Genomic DNA, 17,264 nt, shown 5'->3' with positions numbered 1-17,264 from the left:
AACATTTGGTTACCCCTCAGGCACCCGCTCCGTCGGCCAGGCCCACGCGACGACCTCCGGACGAACTGCAACATCGGACACGAAGACCTTCAGAAAGAGTGTATTGACTCAATAAACAGCTGGCTGTATATTCAGTTGCGACACTCTTTATGACTGATTGGCGAGTACATCGCAGAGGGGGAGGAAGGCACATGACGACCATTCCTATCGAGGCCAGGATCCACCTGGTAGAGCTCAGCACCGAGGAGGTGCATCGCTTGGTGGATGCACTCACCGAAGAGTTGCGGCGCCGCAAGGAGGTGGGAGAGTCACCGTGGCGAGTTTCGCAGCTTAAGCCTGTACTGCAGCGGCTCAGTGGCACTCCTCAAGGGCGAGCCATCGCTGAAGCAGCGCAGAAGGACGGGAGCATCACTCGTAACCGAGTGCTACGAATCCTTGGGCGCGATGTAGACGGTCGACTCAACGGATTTCGGAAGCCGATCAACACCGTGGTCGGTCAGTTGACCAAGGAAGGTGTGGATCTGCCGGTCGCGCCATTCCCTTTCTGGGTCGACTACGACGGCGGTGTCTCAGCTGTCGGCTTCTACATCGACGAGGCCTCGCTGCCTGCTGTCAGAGCAGCACTAGGCAACTGAGATAGAGGGGGATCACGAAATGGATCTTGGTCCGATTATCGACATCCACACTGAGCCGGTTGAAGGCGTCACTATTTTGTTCAAGAACGTGACCGCCTACGAGCACCGGTCCTACATCGACTATCACTTCCATGGCCACCTCGCGGAAGAGCGTGCGAGGGTCTGGGCAGACCTTCATGGCGGAAAGTACCAGGCGAAGAAGAAGGGCAAGCATCACAACGTCAAGATCGCAAAGTCAGCGTCTTGACTGACGGAGTGGTGCACCGGCTCGCGGTGCACCACTCCGCTCCGAAACGCTTGATTCATTTGCTACCCGTGTGCGAACCGACCCGAATCACGCAGAGGTCAGTCGAGTGGCCGGTAGCTGAGGCCGAGCGCCTCGAGGCGGGTCAGGTGGGGGCGGAGGCGGCCGATGAACTCGTCGTACGAGGTCTTCTCCGAGCCCCAGGCGCGTTCGGAGAAGGCGCACAGGCGGGGGAAGAGCATGTAGCCGACGCGGTCCGGGTCTTCCATGTACTCCGTCCAGATCTGGCACTGCGTACCGACGATCCGGGCCTGCTCCTCGGCGGTCAGGCCCGGTGGGATCACCTCGAAGTCGTAGACCTTCTCCAGCGGCGTGAAGTGCCCGATCGCCAGCGGCTCGGTCGCCGGATCGCCTTGGTAGTAGTCGAAGTACACCGACTGGTTCGGCGCCATCACCACGTCGTGGCCGGCCTTGGCTGCCACCTCGCCCCGGTCGGGACCACGCCAGGCCATGATCACGGCGTCCTTCGGGCAGTCGGTCTCGACCATCTCGTCCCAGCCGACCAGCCGGCGACCGTCCTCGGTGAGCACCGCCGCGACCTGCGCGGTGAACCAGCCCTGCAGCTGGCTCGCGTCGGTCAGGCCGAGCTCGGCCTGCTTCGCCTGCGCGGCCTCGGACTCACGCCACTGCACGTCCGGGCACTCGTCGCCGCCGAGGTGGATGTACGGACCGGGGAAGATGTCGAGCACCTCGCGCAGCACCGTCCGGACGAACTCCACGGTCTCGTCGTTGACGTTCAGCACGTCGTCGCTGATGCCCCAGTACTGCCGTACCCCGAGTTGGCGGTCCGGGTGGTTGCCGAGCTCCGGGTACGCCGCGATCGCGGCCTGCATGTGACCCGGCAGGTCGATCTCGGGCACGACGGTGATGCCCCGCTCGGCGGCGTACGCGACGATCTCGCGCAGCTCGTCCTTGGTGTAGAACCCGCCGTGCGGAGTGCCGTCGTAGCTGAACTCGGTCTGGCCGTGCGACATCTTGCCGACCATGGTCTCCGGCCGCCACGCGCCGACCTCGGTGAGCTTCGGGTACGCGTCGATCTGGACCCGCCAGCCCTGGTCGTCGGTGAGGTGCAGGTGCAGCACGTTCATCCGGTGCAGCGCGATGGCGTCGACGATGCGGAGCACGAACTCCTTCGGCATGAAGTGCCGGGCGACGTCGAGCATCATCCCGCGCCAGCCGAACCGGGGCGCGTCGGCGATCCGGACAGCCGGTACGGCGAGGCCGCCGTCGACCTGCTCGGCCGAGTCGAGCAACTGCCGGTACGTCGACTCGGCGTACCGCAGTGCCTCGTCGGAACCGCCCGACAGCCGCGCGCCGTCCGGGGTCACGTCGATCCGGTATTCGGTGTCGGGGAGGTTCTCCACCACGGTCCGGACCGCGTCGGCGGCCGGGTCGGCGGTGATCCACCGGCCTTCTTCGACGACGAGCTCGCGGGGTGCGGGGACGATCGCGATCGGTACGGACATCCGGTCTCCAAAGGTCGATGACAGCGCTGCCATTCGACCCGACAGTACAAGTGCGGACCACTTCCAGCACAGGTCAGGTCCACGCTCTGAACTGCGCACAACCGGCCGCCAGGAGCACTGCCGAACACAGTAAACCTGCTGCCGCCGCAGCGATCGGGTGAGAAGGTGAGCAGGTGACCGCCACGCCCACGCCCGACAGCCCGCCACCGCCCGCTCGCCGTCCGGGAGACCAAGAGGCGATCGCGAGCCGAGCGGTCGATTCCCCGCCGGTGGATCCGATCGGGGCGGGTGCCCGGGTCGCGGAGCCCGCGACAGCGGCTGACTTGCAGCGCGGGACGTTGCGGGTGTTGGTCGTGAGCAATGTGCTCGGCGGGGTGGCGGTCGCGAGCGGGTTCGCCGTCGCGGGGTTGCTGGCCGAGAGCATCTCCGGCTCGACGTCGATGGCCGGTCTGGTCGCCACCTCGACGACGCTGGGCGCCGCGATCCTCGCCGTACCGCTTGCTCGTCTTGCCCGGTCCCAAGGCCGCCGCGTCTCTTTGACGGCCGGCTACTTGATCGCGACCGCGGGCGCGCTGCTGTCCATCGTCGCCGCCCAGATCGGCTCGATGGCGCTGTTGCTGTTCGCCGGCTGTCTCTTCGGCAGCGGCTCCGCCTCGAACCTGCAGAGCCGGTACGCCGCAACCGATGCCGCCGACCCCCGCCACGTCGCGCGATCCCTGTCGGTCGTCGTCTGGGCGACCACCATCGGTGTGGTGGTCGGCCCCAACCTGACCGGTCTCGGTGGCTCCGTCGGCTCCTCACTCGGTGTGCTGCCGTTGGCCGGTCCCTATCTCTTCTCCGTCGTCGCCTTCGGCCTCGGTCTGGCAACGGTGTGGTTCGGTCTGCGACGCCTCCAGCAGGTGACGCCCCGAGTACGCCTGGAACGCCAGCCGCTGACGGCGACCTTCCGGCGGGTGATGGCGATCCCGCACGCCCGCCTCGGACTGCTGGCGATCGCGACCGCGCACTCGGTGATGGTCGGTCTGATGTCGATGACGTCCGTCCATCTACGCCACCACGGCGCTTCACTGACGATCGTCGGGTTCGTGATCAGCGGGCACGTTGCCGGCATGTACGCCCTGTCGCCTGTGATGGGCTGGCTGACGGACCGGATCGGCCGCATCCCGACGGTGGGTCTGGGCCTCGGCATCCTCGCCTCAGCGATGACAGTCGCGGCTCTGGCCCCGGACGAGGCGCACGGGCTGACCGCGCTCGCGCTGGTTCTCCTCGGCCTCGGCTGGTCGGCGTGCCTCGTCTCGGGGTCCACCCTGCTGTCGCGATCCGTCCCCGAGGACATCCGCACCTCGGCACAGGGCCTGTCCGACCTCACGATGGGCGCTCTGGCGTCCCTCGCCGGTACTGCGGCCGGCCCGATCCTGGCGCACCTCGGCTTCCACTGGCTCGCCGTACTCTGCGCCTGTCTGCTGCTCCCCGTCGCGCTGCTCGCTCTCGCCACCCGGTCCCGGGTCACGGACGCCCTTGCCTAGCACGGTTTTTGTCCGACCCGGGCGTTAGCGTGCTCGGTATGGAAGATGTCAGCCTCCGGGCTTTGACCAAGGACGACCTGCCGACCATCTATGCCTTCAACAGCGACCCGGTGGCGCTGGCGATGGTGGGGATGCCGCCTCGCGAGGAGGAGGACTTCTACGCCCACCGAGCGCGGAACGCCGCCAGGCCCGACAACGAGTCCCGGGCGATCACCGTCGGCGGCGAACTGGTCGGCGACATCGTCAGCTGGGTCGACGAGGACGGACAGCGCAGGCTCGGGTACTGGCTCGGCCAGGAGTTCTGGGGCCGCGGCATCGCGACGGCGGCTTTGACCGCGTTCATCGCCGAACTGCCCGACCGGCCGCTGTACGCCGACGTGCTGCGGACCAACGTCGGCTCGCTGCGGGTGCTGCAGAAGTGCGGCTTCCGGATTCTCAGCGAGGACGAGCGTGGACCTGACCACGACCCGGAGGAGCTCACTTTGCGGCTGGAGTAGGCGATTAAGGTCTGGTCCCATGAGTATTGCCGACGGCGGGATCCCCAGTCCGAACATCTGGCACCACGCCGACGTCTACGAGATCGAGAACCAGGCGGTCGATCCCGACGGCGTGATCGAGAAGGCGATGCTGGCCGTGCGCGACTGGGCCGGGGCGAACGTCCTGGACCTGGGGTGCGGGACCGGCTTTCACCTGCCGAGGTTCGCGGCGACCGCGGCGAAGGTGGTCGGCGTCGAGCCACACGGCACGCTGGCGGACGCGGCGCGACGCCGTACAAGGGACTTGGCGAACGTCGAAGTACGGCAGGGCACGGCGCAACGGTTGCCGATCCCGGAGGCGTCGGTCGATGTGATGCACGCCCGCTGGGCCTACTTCTTCGGCCCCGGCTGCGAGCCCGGCCTGGCCGAGCTCGACCGGGTGATGCGCCGCGGCGGAACCGCCTTCGTGATCGACAACGACGGCAGCCGCTCGACCTTCGGCCGCTGGTTCAGCCAGTACTACCCGATGATCAAGCCGGCCGAGGTCGAGCGCTTCTGGACCGCCCGCGGCTGGCACCGAACCCCCCTCGACATGGGCTGGCGCTTCACCCGCCGCGAAGACCTGGAAGCCGTCATCCGCATCGAGTTCAAACCGGCTGACGCCGAAACCATCATCGCCTCCCACCCCGGCCTGGAAGTCGACTACGCCATCAACCTGTGGAGCAAGACCTACTAACCAAGGACCGCGAGTCGGCCACCGATGGTTTCGGCGCTCGGTTCACCGGAGCTTGCGCGGTCGGGCGAGGTAAGCGATGGCCTGCTGCCGATACCCCTGAGGCGGTGCTTGTCGAGCACGCACGCGCCGGCATCGCCGATGCGTCCGGCAGGAAGCGACCTGCACTCTGGGCGCGAGCCGCGACGGAGGAGCGGCGGATCGGGGTGGGTGGGAGCATGCGACGGAGGAGCCTGCGTGGGGAAGACGCGCGCGTGCGGCTGCGGTGGACCTGTTGGCGTCCTAGGGTGAGCATTCGTACTGAACTGGGAGGCGCCAGGCCGGGATGGACGGACTGCTGCTCGAAGGGTTGCCCGGGGTACCGCGGCAGCTTCGTATCGACGTAGGCGAGCAGCGCGCCCTGGTGGTCGCCGACGCGGCCACGGCTCGGCACTGCGCGGACCTCATCGCCGGTATCGACGAACCGGGTGATGACGTCGTCGTGAAGGCAGGCGGCGCGGTCCGGCTGGTGGCGGCGGAAGGCGGCTTGCTCCCGCATCTCACCGTGCTCGGCAACGTCGTCCACGGCCATACGGTGACGCACCGCGTGACAAAGCGCGCGGCTGCTGAAGAAAGCCGGGTGACCGCGGCGCGCTGCGGTCTCGAAGACGTGCTGGACCGCTATCCGCACGAGATCACTCCCGGCCGTCGCCGCCTGGCCGCAGTGGCCCGCGCCTTGCGCGCACACCCCGCGGTGATCGTGCTGGAGGATGCACCGGGCCTACCCACCTGGGGCTCCCTCCTGCGCTTCGACCACAACCCCGAGCTCTGGTCCGCCGCGCTGCTGCTGATCACCACCGACCCCGCCCGAACCACAGGATTTCGCCTTGTCACCGACTAGCCGCCGAACCGTCCTCCAAGCAGGAGCAGCGGCAGCCGCGACGATGGCGCTCGCCGGTTGCTCCGGCACGGAGGACGTCCTCGGGCTGAAGCGCAGTGTGCGGATCGCCGTCAGCTGGAGCAGCGCCGAGCTCCGCGCCTTCCACAGCGTGCTGGACGGCCTCGGACCGCTGGACTACCCGGTCGAGGTCGTCCCGCTCGGCGACGACATCTCCACCGCGTTCGGGCCGCGCTCCACCCGGCGCCCAGACATCGTGATGCTGCCCCAACCGGGCCTCGTCGCGCAGCACCTGCGTGACCTGGAATCGATGCCGGACGACCTGGCCGATCGGGGTCGCGCCCGACTCTGGGACGAGCTTCTGGTGCACGACGGTACGACGTACGGCGTGCCGTTCAAGACTGCGCACAAGTCGGCCGTCTGGTACCGGCCGTCAGTGTTCAAGCAGGTCGGTGTCGAGCCACCCAAGCTCTGGTCGGACTGGCTCAAGCTGAACCGCTCGCTGACGCGCGCCGGCATCAGACCGCTCGCGCTGGCCGCTGGAGACGGCTGGGTGCTCACGGACTTCCTCGAGAACGTCCTGCTCGGCTCCTCCCCGCCGACCTACCGCGCGCTGTCGACTGCGACCCACCCGCGGCCTTCCCAGCAACCGGCGTTCGCCGCGGCCCTCCGGCTGCTCGGCACGATGTGGTCGGCGCCCGGCACTCTCGCAGGTGGCGTGGAACGTTCACTGACACAGCAGTTCCCCGACGCGATCGTCGAGGTGTTCGGCTACCGCCGCGCCGCCATGGTGCTGGCCTCCGACTTCGCCGAGCCGGTGGTGCACTCCTTCGCCGCCGACCCGGCCGACATCGGCCTGTTCACCTTCCCGTCGACAAGCCCCGGTACGGCGGCCCCGGTGGTCGTCGGCGGCGACGTGATGGTGCTGCCCAAGCCGGCCACCGACGACGCGAAGGACCTCGTCCGCCGGTTGGCCGTCCCCACCGCCGTGGATCCGTGGATCGCGACCGGCGGCTTCCTCGCCGACGGCCGAACCACCGGCTACTCCCCCGAGCTCACCCGACTGGCAGAGCAACTGGTGACACCCGGTACGTCGTTGCAGTTCGACCTGTCGGACCGGCTGGGCCGACTCGGTGACATCAACGGGCTGTGGCGGGTGCTGACCGACTTCCTCGTCCGGATCGGCAACCGTGGCAGCGATCTGGTCCCCGACGCGGTGGACGCCGCACTGGCCGAGCTGAAGAAGGTGGAGCACTGATGGCTCTGCAGACCAACGGCCTGTCGCTCGAGGTCGTCGGCCGGGAGATCAGCGGCCGCCCCGTCCCCGGCAAGCCGCGGCGCCCGGCAGGCCCTTATCTCCTTGGGCTTCCGGCCCTCCTGCTGAGCAGCGTCCTGCTGATACCGATCGCGGTGACCGTCTTGGCCGCCTTCCGCAGGCCCGACGGTTCCTTCGGCCTCGGCAACTTCGCTGTGATGGGTGACCGCGCCGCATTGCATGCCGTGGGCAACAGTCTCGCCTGGGTCGGCGTGGCACTCGCACTCGTGGCGATCGGCTTCTTCCTGGCCTTGCTCAGTTACCGCCTGCCCGGCGTCACGTCGTTTCTCCAACCAGCGTTGGTGATTCCGTTCGCCGTGTCGGTGCTGGTGTCGGGCGCGACGTTCCGGCTGATCTTCGACCCGGCACCCGAGCACGGCACGGTGACCGCGGTCTTCACCAAGCTGTTCGGTTCCAGCCCGGTCTGGCTCGGCCAGGGGTTGTTCTGGCTGGTGCTCGTGTCCGCGTTCGGCTGGACCTGGCTCGGGTACGTCGTGTCGCTGTTCCGCGCGGGCCTCGACGCCATCCCCGCCGACGTGAGCCGGACCATCGCTGCCGAAGGTGTGACCGGCTGGCGGCGACTCCGCGCTCTCGAACTGCCGATGCTCCGCCCCATCACCGGCGTCGTGACCTTGACCTTGGTGATCGCCGCCGTCCGGGTGTTCGACCTCGTGCTGATCGTCGTTCCCGGCCCGATGCAGCGGGACGCCGATGTCCTCGGTCTCAACTGGTGGCGAGCGACCAGCGCAGGTGACGACGCCGGCCGTACCGCCGCCCTCGGCGTGGTCCTGTTCGCCATCGTCGCGGCGGTCGCGGTGATCGGCGTACGGGGGTTGCGCCGTCGCCGCTGGGCGATGCCGGTGTCCGTCGTACCGCCTGACCCGTCGCTTCGTCGCCCCAAGCCGAGTCGGCGGGTGCGGCGAACGGGCTGGGTCGTCGGGTTCCTGGTCAGCCTCTTCTGGATTCTGCCTGCTGTGGTTCTGGTCGCTACCGCGCTGCATTCGCCTCAGCAGGCGGGGCTGCGTGGCTGGTGGTCGACCGAAGGGATCGGGTTCTCGTCGTTCAGCGCTGCCGCCAACGCAGGACTACTGCGCGCCTTGCTGTCGACAGTGGTGATCTCTGCGATCGCCACCGCTGTACTGCTCGTCATCGCCGTGCCGACCGCCTACCTGGTCGCCTGGGGTGGACTGCCGACCTGGCTGGGCCGCGTCGTCATGTCGGCCTTCGTCGTGCTGGCAGTCACGCCAGTCCAGATGTACGCCGCTCCGCTGCGCGATGCGATCGGCACGGCCGGTCTGGCCGGGTCGCGGGTCTCACTCGCTCTGGTCCATGCGGCTGCCGGTCTGCCGTTCGCCGTACTGCTGCTGCGATCCGCCTTCGCATCGGCTCCGCCTGCTCTGGTCGCCGAAGCACTGCAAGGGCCCGCGCGGCAGAGCGCAGTACTGGCAACTGTTCAGCGTGCGTATCGACCTGCACTGGTGGCAGTGGCCGTGCTGGAGTTCGCCCTGGTGTGGAACGACTTCATCGTCGGCTTCCTGATCAGCGGAGCCGGTACTACGCCGTTGTCGCTGGTGTTGTGGGGTGAGGCGCGGCAGTTCTCCACGTCGGCCGGGACGGTCGCGGCGGCCGCTGTCGTCGCGTCGGTGGTACCGGTCGTGTTGTTGCTGTCCTTCTGGCAGACCGTTGTCCGCGGGCTGACGGTCGGGAGCAAGCCATGACGTCACCTGATCCAGCAGCGCCGGTGGAGCCAGTGGAGCCGGCTTCGGCGGAGGAGAAGCGGGCCAAGCAGGCAAGGCGTCGTGGTGACTTCTTCGGCATCAGCGCACTGGCTTCGGCCCTGCTGTCCGGGCTGGCCGGCGACAAGTTGTCGCAGAGCCTCGACAGTGGCGGTTGGATCAGTGTCGTCGGCATCACCCTGACAATCGCCTTCGCCCTGATCTGGGCGATCTACAACGCACCGGTCGGCCTGCGGAGGTACAGGGCCTGGCGGGTAGCCGCACCGCATCAGGTGACTGAGCTGCACGCCGCTGCGGAGGAAGCCGAGCAGTGGCTGGTCTCCCTGGGCTCGGACGCAGGAGGGATGGCAGCCGCGGAGTGGTTCGAGCAGAACGAGCCACGACTGCGAGAGTTGCTGTTCGCGGAGAAACCGCACGAGGACGCTGCTGACGACCTCGCCAGGATCTGTGACGCACTGGACGCCTGGTACGTCCGCAAGCGCGCAGCGGGTGAACTGCTGGCGATGAGCGAGCACCTCTCCTCCTTCGCGGACGGCTGCGGTCGCCGCGATCTGGCCGAACTCGCCGCGGCGCGCGCGGCCACGGCGTACCGGCTGATGGGTGACCTCGAAGCGGCGAGTACGCGGCTGGGGATCTCCGACAACGTCGCACCCGCCAGACGAGGACACAGCCGTACTGCGGCGGCGCTGACGACTCGTCGGCAGGTAGAGCGGGCGTTGCTCCACCTTGCGCGAGCCGAGACCGCTCCGGCCGGAAACGACCGGGACGAGGCGGTGTTGAACGCAAGGGACCGGCTGGACGACGCAAGACTCAGCCGACCCGGTCCAGACCTGGCCGGCGACGTCGCGATCCTGATCAACCTCGCGATAGTCCAGCTGCATCAACAGGACCCAGCGGGCGCGCTGGACCACCTGCGCCCGGCAGCCGCACGGGCAAGCGCCGGTGGAGACGTCAGCGGCCAGGCGCACGCACTCGAGCTCACCGGCGTGGCCGCATGGATGCAGCGGAGTCCACACGAGGCCCGGCAGTGGTGGGAACACGCCGAGCACCTGTACGCCGAGATCGACGAGCGCGAAGGTCGCGCTCGATGCCTGCAGCACCTCGGATCGGCCGCGGTACTCATGGGCGAACTGGACAGGGCGCGAGAGCTACTGGAGCAGAGCGCCCTACTCCGCGGTGGCGCCTCGGAGGATCACCCCCTACTGCTGAAATACCTGACCGCCGCCCACGACGGCGACGTACCGCTGATCATCGACGAAACCCCGCACCGATCCCCCACCACCTGGCTCCGCCGCCTGCTCCGCCGCTTCAGACGGTAGGCGCCGAACCTCGGCTGCCGACGGCGACGAGCAGGTTGTGGATGGGGTGGCGGGGTTTGTCGGTGGGATCGCCTAGGTTGTCGGGCATGGTGAAGGCAGCGGCGCAGACCAGGTCGAAGACGACGGGCAAGTCGCCCTTCGCGTGCAGCGAGTGTGGCTGGACAACGCCCCGCTGGATCGGCCGTTGCGGCGAATGCCAGGCCTGGGGCACGGTCGCCGAGGTCGGCGCGCCCAAGGCCGCCCGGATCACGGCCGGTCCGGTCTCGTCGCCCGCGATGCCGATCGCCCAGGTCTCGGCGGTCGAGGCCGAGTCGCGCCCGACCGGCATCGGCGAGCTCGACCGCGTCCTCGGCGGCGGGGTCGTTCCCGGCGCGGTGATCCTGCTCGCCGGCGAGCCAGGGGTCGGCAAGTCCACACTGCTGCTCGAAGTCGCGGCCCAGTCCGCACGGCAAGGGCACCGCACGCTCTACGTCTCCGGCGAGGAGTCGGCCGCCCAGGTCCGGCTGCGCGCCGGCCGGACCGATGCCCTCGTCGACGAGCTCTTCCTCGCCGCCGAGACCGACCTGGGCGCGGTCGTCGGTCAGGTCGACGCGGTCGAGCCGGTGTTCCTGGTGATCGACTCCGTGCAGACGATGGCGCACCCCGAGGTCGACGGCGCACCGGGCGGCGTCACTCAGGTCCGCGAGGTGACCGGTGCGCTGGTCCGGCTCGCCAAGGAGCGCAACATCGCGGTCGTCCTGGTCGGCCACGTCACCAAGGACGGCGCGATCGCCGGCCCGCGGATGCTGGAGCACCTGGTCGACGTCGTGCTCGCGTTCGACGGCGACCGGCACTCCGGCTTCCGGATGGTGCGCGCGACCAAGAACCGGTTCGGCCCGTCCGACGAGGTCGGCTGCTTCGACATGGTCGACACCGGCATCGTCGAGGTCAGCGACCCGACCGGCCTGTTCGTCTCCGAGCACGCCGAGCCGGTCGCCGGCACCTGCGTCACGGTGATGATGGAAGGCCGGCGCCCGCTGCTGGCCGAAGTACAGGCTCTGGTGGGTCCGTCGGCCGCACCACAACCACGGCGTACGACGTCCGGGCTCGAGTCGTCCAGGGTCGCCATGGTGCTGGCCGTGCTCGGGAACCGGGCCGGCCTGAAGCTGACCGACCAGGAGGTGTACGTCGCGACCGTCGGCGGGGTGAAGATCACCGAACCGGTCGCGGACCTCGCGGTGGCGATCTCGGTCGCGTCATCGGTGATGGACAAGCCGATCCATCCCGGCCTGATCGCGATCGGCGAGGTCGGCCTGGCCGGTGAGGTCCGCCGCGTCGGGGGTCTGGAGAAACGGCTGGCCGAAGCGGCCCGGCTCGGTTTCACCAAGGCGATCATCCCCGCCGACGTGCCGAACCGGTCGAAGGACTCCAAGCCGATGGACATGCAGGCGAAGTACGGTCTGCGCACCTTCGCCGCCGGTGACATTCGCGCCGCCCTGCTCGCCGCGGGCCTGGGCTGACCCTGTGGTCCGAAGCACAGCTCTGCCCCGCGGTGAGACGGGGTCAAACCGCCGGACCGCTGAAAGTACTCTAGGAACGGCCCCTGTACTGCGGAGTGAGCGCAACCGGTAGACACTGTCTACGATGGTGATGGACAATGCGTACGCGCCGAACCGCAGGCCCCTTGCCCCGTCCACCGGAGGAGCACTCGTATGACCGGATCCAAAGTCGTCGCCCTCGGCCACTACCAGCCCGAGCGGGTGCTCACGAACGCCGAACTCGCCACGATGGTCGAGACGAACGACGAGTGGATCCAGAGCCGGGTCGGGATCAGAGAACGCCGGATCGCCGCACCCGACGAGCAGGTCGACGAGATGGCCTGGCGGGCCGCCGAGAAGGCCGTCGCGAACGCCGGGATCGACGTGGCCGATATCGACTACGTGGTCGTCGCGACCTGTACGGCGATCGACCGGTCGCCGAACATCGCCGCCCGGGTGGCAGCGCGCCTCGGCCTCGGCACGCCGGCCGCGATCGACGTGAACACGGCCTGCTCCGGGTTCAGCCACGCGCTCGCCACCGCCGATCACGCCATCCGCGCGGGTGCCGCCTCCAAGGCCTTGGTGATCGGCGTCGAGAAGTTGAGCGACTGGACCGATTGGACCGACCGGACCACCTGCGTCCTGATCGGCGACGGCGCCGGAGCGGCCGTGGTGGTCGCCTCCGACGAGCCCGAGATCGGGCCGGTCGTGTGGGGCTCGGTGCCGGAGATGTCGGACGCGGTCCGGATCGAAGGCCGGGACGGGACGTTCGAGCAGGAAGGGCTGAGCGTCTTTCGCTGGGCCACCACGCAACTCCCGACGATCGCGCAGCAGGTCTGCGAGAAGGGTGGCGTGACGCCGGAGGAACTGGGCGGCGTCGTGCTGCACCAGGCGAACCTGCGCATCATCGAGCCGCTCGCGAAGCGGCTCGGCGCGGTGAACGCGGTGGTCGCCCGCGACGTGATCGAGTCCGGCAACACCTCGGCCGCGAGCATCCCGATCGCGCTGTCGAAACTGGTCGAGCGCCGGGAGATCCCGGTCGGCGCGCCCGTCCTGCTCTTCGGCTTCGGCGGCGGCCTCACCTACGCCGGCCAGATCATCCGCTGCCCCTGACCCACTCGCCGGCGACGCGCCCGTAGTACGAGTCGTGAAGAAGCCGTAGTAGTCGCGGCCGGATCCTGGCCGCGAGCGCTCGCGGCGACCTCGTCGTACGCCTGCTTGCGGTGGAAAAGGGGCTGCACGAAGCTGGTGCACGATCGTTTGCACGGGCTTCTGCAAGCGCGACTCGGTCGCCGGGCGATCAGCGGGCCCGCGCGTCCACAGCACCCCTCCGAGCCGCATAGACTCAGTGATCGTGGCCCCGAATTCCGACAAGAACAGCACCGATGCCCGGATGCGCGCGACCCTCGCCGCCGTGGCACCCGGTACCGAACTGCGTGAAGGCCTGGAACGGATCCTGCGGGGCCGGACCGGTGCCCTGCTGGTGCTCGGCCAGGACAAGACGGTCGACTCCATCTCCACCGGCGGGTTCGAGATCGACGTGGAGTTCACCGCCACCGGCCTGCGCGAGCTGAGCAAGATGGACGGCGCGATCATCCTCGACCGGGACATGAGCCGGATGCTGCGCGCCGCCGTGCACCTGATGCCGGACCCGTCGATCCACACCGAGGAGACCGGCACCCGGCACCGGACCGCCGACCGGGTCGCCCGGCAGACCGGCTTCCCGGTCATCTCGGTCTCCCAGTCGATGCACATCATCGCCTTGTACGTCGATGACCAGCGCTACGTGCTCGAGGACTCCGGCGCGATCCTGTCCCGGGCGAACCAGGCACTGGCGACCCTCGAGCGCTACAAGCTGCGCCTCGACGAGGTCTCCGGCACGCTGTCCGCACTGGAGATCGAGGACCTGGTCACGGTTCGCGATGTCGCCGCGGTCGCGCAGCGGCTGGAGATGGTCCGCCGGATCGCGACCGAGATCGACGGTTACGTCGTCGAGCTCGGCACCGACGGCCGCCTGCTCACCCTGCAGCTGAACGAGTTGGTCGCGGGTGTCGCCGGCGAACGTGAACTGGTCGTGCGCGACTACCTGCCGCCGGCAACCGGGCGCAAGGCGAAGACGGCCGACGACGTACTGCTGGAGCTGGACGCGGTCAGCCCGGCCGACCTGTTGGACATCGGCCAGGTCGCGCGTGCCCTGCAACTCGGTGGCGCCGAGCAACTGGACGCGGCCGTCACGCCGCGCGGCTACCGGCTGCTCGCCAAGGTGCCGCGTCTCCCCGGTGCGGTCATCGACCGGCTGATCGAGCATTTCGGTCACCTGCAGAAGCTGCTGGCCGCGAGCATCGACGACCTGCAGACCGTCGACGGCGTCGGTGAGAACCGCGCCCGCACCGTCCGCGAGGGCCTGTCCCGCCTCGCCGAGTCGAGCATCCTCGAGCGGTACGTCTAAAACCTTCCCGTACTACGTACGCGGCGCCGGCGGAGCTTTCCCGCCGGCGCCGCGACTTTTTCCGCACAACTTCAGGGTTGCCTCATCGCTATCGGCCGAGTAATACTCCACATGGAACATTCAACATGGATCAATCCAGACGGAGGAGCATGCGAGAGCTGACGCCCCTGGCGATCGCCGTGCTGGCGTTGCTCAACGAGGAGCCGATGCACGCGTACGAGATGTACCAGCTACTGCTGGCCAGGAAGAACGACCGGCTGGTGAAGGTCCGGCCCGGGTCGCTCTACCACACGGTCGAGCGGTTGGCCGGGCACGAACTGGTCCGCGCCACCGGCACCGAGCGCGCCGGCAACCGCCCCGAGCGCACGACGTACGCGATCACCGCGGCCGGTCGGAAGGCGCTGGCCGAGCGGATCCGGACCGGCATCGAGAAGTACGAATACGAGTTCCCGTTGTTCCCCGTCGTCCTGAGCGAGGCGCACAACCTGGACGTCGAGGACGCGCTGGCCCGGTTCCGGGAGCGCGTCGCGCACCTGGACGCCACCCTGGCCGAGCTCGACGAGGCGCTCGCCGCCGCCCAGGCGCGCGAGGTACCGGAAGTGTTCTGGCTGGGCGGCGACTACGTGCGCACCCAACAGGCCGGTGAACGCGACTGGCTGAAGACCCTGATCAAACGGATCGAGAGCAAGGACTTGGCATGGCCACATCGCAAGAACAAGTGAAGCCCGAGATCAGGCCGTGGCCCGCGCTCTGGGCTCTGGTACTCGGCTTCTTCATGATCCTGATCGACTCCACCATCGTCTCGGTGGCGACGCCCGCGATCCTGACCGATCTGAAGTCCGATGTCGGCACCGTGGTCTGGGTGACGAGCGCCTACCTGCTCGCGTACGCCGTACCGCTGCTGATCACCGGGCGGCTCGGGGACAAGATCGGCCCGAAGAAGCTCTACCTGACCGGCTTGATCGTCTTCACCCTCGCCTCGGTCTGGTGCGGCCTGACCGGCACGATCGAGATGCTGATCATCGCCCGGGTCTTCCAGGGCCTGGGCGCGTCGATGATGACGCCGCAGACGATGGCCGTGATCACCAGGATCTTCCCGCCGGACCAGCGCGGCCGCGCGATGAGCCTGTGGGGCGCGACGGCCGGTGTGGCGGTCCTGGTCGGGCCGATCCTCGGCGGCGTCCTGGTCGACAGTCTCGGCTGGCAGTGGATCTTCTTCATCAACGCGCCGATCGGCGTGATCGGCTTCGTGCTGGCGCTGCGGCTGGTGCCGGACCTGCCGACGCACGAGCACAAGTTCGACCTGATCGGGGTGGCGCTGAGCACGATCGGCCTGTTCTGCCTGGTGTTCGGGATCCAGGAGGGGCAGAAGTACGACTGGGGCCAGATCACGGGACCGCTGTCGGTCTGGTCGCTGATCATCGCCGGCCTGGTGGTGATCGGGATCTTCCTGGTCTGGCAGAGCCGCAACAAGGGCGAACCGCTGCTGCCGCTCGCCTTGTTCAAGGACCTCAACTTCTCGCTGGCGAACGTCGCGATCACCACGGTCGGCTTCGCGATCACCGCGATGGCCTTCCCGCTGATGCTGTACGCGCAGGAGGTGCGCGGTCTCAGCCCGACGCGGGCGGCACTGCTGTTCGTTCCGATGGCCGTCATCTCCGGCGCACTGGCGCCGTTCGTCGGCCGCCTGACCGACCGTACGCCGCCGCGCTTCATCGCCGGTTTCGGCCTGCTCTGCTGCTCGGCCTCGCTCTTCTGGCTGAGCCAGGTGATCGAGCCGTCGGTGCCGATCTGGAAGCTCCTGCTTCCGTTGTCGCTGCTGGGCGTGGCCAACGGCTTCATGTGGGCACCGATCGGTACGACGGCGACCCGGAACCTGCCGATGCACCAGGCCGGCGCGGGCGCGGGTGTCTACAACACCACCCGGCAGATCGGCGCGGTGCTCGGCAGCGCGGGTATCGCCGTACTGATGGAGTCGCGGCTGGCCGCGAACCTGCCTGCGGCACCGGCGGGGAGTGCACAGAGCGAGGCGGGTGGCGTTGGCAACCTGCCGGTCGCCTTGCACCAGGGGTTCAGTGACGCGATGGCGCAGTCGATGCTGTTGCCGGCGGCCGTTCTGGTGATCGGGCTGATCGCGGTACTGATGTTCGCCAAGCCGAAGCACCTGCAGCGTCCGACCGACGCGCCGGTTGCCGCCGAAGCCGGCTAGACGATCTGAAATGCCTGCGTGGCCGAGGCTTGTCCGTCGTAGACGGCCTTGGCCACGTAGGTTCCGGGCTTGGCCTGCAACTGGCCCGGCAGACAGCCTGGCGCGGATCGGCGGCCGTTCCACAAGATGGTGGCGCCAGTAACCTTGCCCTTGGCAACAACGAGCGTCGAGCGCGGAATCGCCTGCTCACACTGGGTCGAGGTCCAGATCTGATCGTTGCCTGAGGCAATCGTCAGGGAGAGTACGGTCGGGTCGAGCAGCGCCTTGCACTCGTCGCGCAGCGCGGTCAGCTGGACCGCGAAGTTGAGCGGGGCACCCGAGGCCACGCTGCGGGCGGCCGGGATCAGGTCGACCCGGACGTCCGCGCCGGTGCACTGCACATCCTTCGGCGTGACCGGTGTCGACGACTTGGCGGTGGGCTTGGTCGTCCGGCCTTTCGTGGGCCGGTCGGACGGCGTCGAGCTCGGCGTCGTACTGGGATCGGCCGGCGGCCCCGAACTCGGCGACTGACCCGGATCGGTGGCAGCGGAGTTCTTCGGATCCTCGCCCCCGCCGCCGCCGAACAGGCGGACGAGCAGCACCAGCAGGACCACGGTGACGACGAGGAGAAGCCCCCGCCGGAACCAGTAGACGCTGGCGGGCAGGTGCCCGACCGGTCGGAGCAGGCTGCTCATGCTCGCACCTTAATGTCAGGATTGTGCT

At 68.6% G+C, this 17,264-nt stretch carries 16 protein-coding genes; 14 read left to right on the top strand and 2 right to left on the bottom strand.

All coding sequences use genetic code 11. From position 1 onward, the window contains the following. Window positions 1-191: 191 nt before the first annotated feature. A complete protein-coding gene (locus tag EV138_RS20585) occupies window positions 192-635 on the top strand; it encodes a hypothetical protein (protein ID WP_133980486.1) in 444 nt (147 codons plus the stop codon). Window positions 636-654: 19 nt separating this feature from the next. Continuing rightward, window positions 655-882 (top strand): hypothetical protein, encoded by a 228-nt coding sequence (locus tag EV138_RS20580; protein ID WP_133980485.1) that lies wholly within the window; start codon window positions 655-657, stop codon window positions 880-882. A 98-nt stretch (window positions 883-980) separates the two neighbouring features. On the opposite strand, the gene EV138_RS20575 is transcribed toward EV138_RS20580, so the two are convergent. Continuing rightward, on the bottom strand, window positions 981-2,405 hold the full coding sequence (locus EV138_RS20575; protein ID WP_133980484.1) for a beta-N-acetylhexosaminidase: 1,425 nt from the start codon (window positions 2,403-2,405) through the stop codon (window positions 981-983). Between the two features lie 173 nt (window positions 2,406-2,578). Between EV138_RS20575 and EV138_RS20570 the strand changes: the two genes are divergently transcribed. From EV138_RS20570 to EV138_RS20515, 12 genes are all read left to right on the top strand, one after another. Beyond that, window positions 2,579-3,931 carry an MFS transporter gene (locus EV138_RS20570; protein WP_238158256.1) on the top strand — a complete coding sequence of 451 codons (1,353 nt, stop codon included), beginning with the start codon at window positions 2,579-2,581 and terminating at the stop codon, window positions 3,929-3,931. A gap of 38 nt (window positions 3,932-3,969) precedes the next feature. Further along, on the top strand, window positions 3,970-4,428 hold the full coding sequence (locus EV138_RS20565; protein WP_133980483.1) for a GNAT family N-acetyltransferase: 459 nt from the start codon (window positions 3,970-3,972) through the stop codon (window positions 4,426-4,428). Between the two features lie 19 nt (window positions 4,429-4,447). Beyond that, window positions 4,448-5,143, top strand: a complete 696-nt coding sequence (locus EV138_RS20560; RefSeq protein WP_133980482.1) for a class I SAM-dependent methyltransferase — start codon at window positions 4,448-4,450, stop codon at window positions 5,141-5,143. Window positions 5,144-5,465: 322 nt separating this feature from the next. Then, the gene (locus tag EV138_RS20555) at window positions 5,466-6,020 is read left to right on the top strand and encodes a P-loop NTPase family protein (protein WP_133980481.1); all 555 of its coding nucleotides are present in this window, start codon (window positions 5,466-5,468) and stop codon (window positions 6,018-6,020) included. After that, complete coding sequence (locus EV138_RS20550) at window positions 6,007-7,275, top strand: ABC transporter substrate-binding protein (protein WP_238158255.1); 1,269 nt, start codon at window positions 6,007-6,009, stop codon at window positions 7,273-7,275. Before EV138_RS20555 ends, EV138_RS20550 begins: the two co-directional genes overlap by 14 nt. Continuing rightward, window positions 7,275-9,050 carry an ABC transporter permease subunit gene (locus EV138_RS20545; RefSeq protein ID WP_133980480.1) on the top strand — a complete coding sequence of 592 codons (1,776 nt, stop codon included), beginning with the start codon at window positions 7,275-7,277 and terminating at the stop codon, window positions 9,048-9,050. Before EV138_RS20550 ends, EV138_RS20545 begins: the two co-directional genes overlap by 1 nt. Beyond that, window positions 9,047-10,387: a hypothetical protein gene (locus EV138_RS20540; RefSeq protein ID WP_133980479.1), complete on the top strand. Its 1,341-nt coding sequence runs from the start codon at window positions 9,047-9,049 to the stop codon at window positions 10,385-10,387. The genes EV138_RS20545 and EV138_RS20540 overlap by 4 nt, the downstream gene beginning before the upstream one ends. Before the next feature lie 86 nt (window positions 10,388-10,473). Beyond that, on the top strand, window positions 10,474-11,886 hold the full coding sequence (radA, locus tag EV138_RS20535; RefSeq protein WP_133980478.1) for a DNA repair protein RadA: 1,413 nt from the start codon (window positions 10,474-10,476) through the stop codon (window positions 11,884-11,886). A 192-nt stretch (window positions 11,887-12,078) separates the two neighbouring features. Continuing rightward, window positions 12,079-13,017 (top strand): beta-ketoacyl-ACP synthase III, encoded by a 939-nt coding sequence (locus EV138_RS20530; RefSeq protein WP_133980477.1) that lies wholly within the window; start codon window positions 12,079-12,081, stop codon window positions 13,015-13,017. Window positions 13,018-13,258: 241 nt separating this feature from the next. Then, a complete protein-coding gene (gene disA, locus EV138_RS20525) occupies window positions 13,259-14,353 on the top strand; it encodes a DNA integrity scanning diadenylate cyclase DisA (RefSeq protein ID WP_238158254.1) in 1,095 nt (364 codons plus the stop codon). 149 nt (window positions 14,354-14,502) lie between these two features. Next, the gene (locus EV138_RS20520) at window positions 14,503-15,075 is read left to right on the top strand and encodes a PadR family transcriptional regulator (protein WP_133980476.1); all 573 of its coding nucleotides are present in this window, start codon (window positions 14,503-14,505) and stop codon (window positions 15,073-15,075) included. Then, complete coding sequence (locus EV138_RS20515) at window positions 15,051-16,562, top strand: DHA2 family efflux MFS transporter permease subunit (RefSeq protein ID WP_202866776.1); 1,512 nt, start codon at window positions 15,051-15,053, stop codon at window positions 16,560-16,562. The genes EV138_RS20520 and EV138_RS20515 overlap by 25 nt, the downstream gene beginning before the upstream one ends. Here EV138_RS20515 and EV138_RS20510 read toward each other — a convergent pair. Next, window positions 16,559-17,236 carry a hypothetical protein gene (locus EV138_RS20510; protein WP_133980475.1) on the bottom strand — a complete coding sequence of 226 codons (678 nt, stop codon included), beginning with the start codon at window positions 17,234-17,236 and terminating at the stop codon, window positions 16,559-16,561. The genes EV138_RS20515 and EV138_RS20510 overlap by 4 nt on opposite strands. Window positions 17,237-17,264 lie beyond the last annotated feature (28 nt).

The sequence above is a fragment of the Kribbella voronezhensis genome (assembly GCF_004365175.1).
In the GTDB taxonomy this organism is placed as follows: domain Bacteria; phylum Actinomycetota; class Actinomycetes; order Propionibacteriales; family Kribbellaceae; genus Kribbella; species Kribbella voronezhensis.
This window is presented reverse-complemented; position numbering and strand designations above follow the sequence as displayed.

Excerpts from the sequence above, each read along its gene's own strand:
- EV138_RS20575 (WP_133980484.1), bottom strand. The coding sequence starts at position 2,405 with ATGTCCGTACCGATCGCGATCGTCCCCGCACCCCGCGAGCTCGTCGTC.
- EV138_RS20515 (WP_202866776.1), top strand. The coding sequence starts at position 15,051 with ATGGCCACATCGCAAGAACAAGTGAAGCCCGAGATCAGGCCGTGGCCC.
- EV138_RS20565 (WP_133980483.1), top strand. The coding sequence starts at position 3,970 with ATGGAAGATGTCAGCCTCCGGGCTTTGACCAAGGACGACCTGCCGACC.
- EV138_RS20580 (WP_133980485.1), top strand. The coding sequence starts at position 655 with ATGGATCTTGGTCCGATTATCGACATCCACACTGAGCCGGTTGAAGGC.
- EV138_RS20530 (WP_133980477.1), top strand. The coding sequence starts at position 12,079 with ATGACCGGATCCAAAGTCGTCGCCCTCGGCCACTACCAGCCCGAGCGG.
- EV138_RS20520 (WP_133980476.1), top strand. The coding sequence starts at position 14,503 with ATGCGAGAGCTGACGCCCCTGGCGATCGCCGTGCTGGCGTTGCTCAAC.
- EV138_RS20545 (WP_133980480.1), top strand. The coding sequence starts at position 7,275 with ATGGCTCTGCAGACCAACGGCCTGTCGCTCGAGGTCGTCGGCCGGGAG.
- EV138_RS20560 (WP_133980482.1), top strand. The coding sequence starts at position 4,448 with ATGAGTATTGCCGACGGCGGGATCCCCAGTCCGAACATCTGGCACCAC.
- EV138_RS20510 (WP_133980475.1), bottom strand. The coding sequence starts at position 17,236 with ATGAGCAGCCTGCTCCGACCGGTCGGGCACCTGCCCGCCAGCGTCTAC.
- EV138_RS20540 (WP_133980479.1), top strand. The coding sequence starts at position 9,047 with ATGACGTCACCTGATCCAGCAGCGCCGGTGGAGCCAGTGGAGCCGGCT.
- EV138_RS20585 (WP_133980486.1), top strand. The coding sequence starts at position 192 with ATGACGACCATTCCTATCGAGGCCAGGATCCACCTGGTAGAGCTCAGC.
- EV138_RS20555 (WP_133980481.1), top strand. The coding sequence starts at position 5,466 with ATGGACGGACTGCTGCTCGAAGGGTTGCCCGGGGTACCGCGGCAGCTT.
- radA (WP_133980478.1), top strand. The coding sequence starts at position 10,474 with ATGGTGAAGGCAGCGGCGCAGACCAGGTCGAAGACGACGGGCAAGTCG.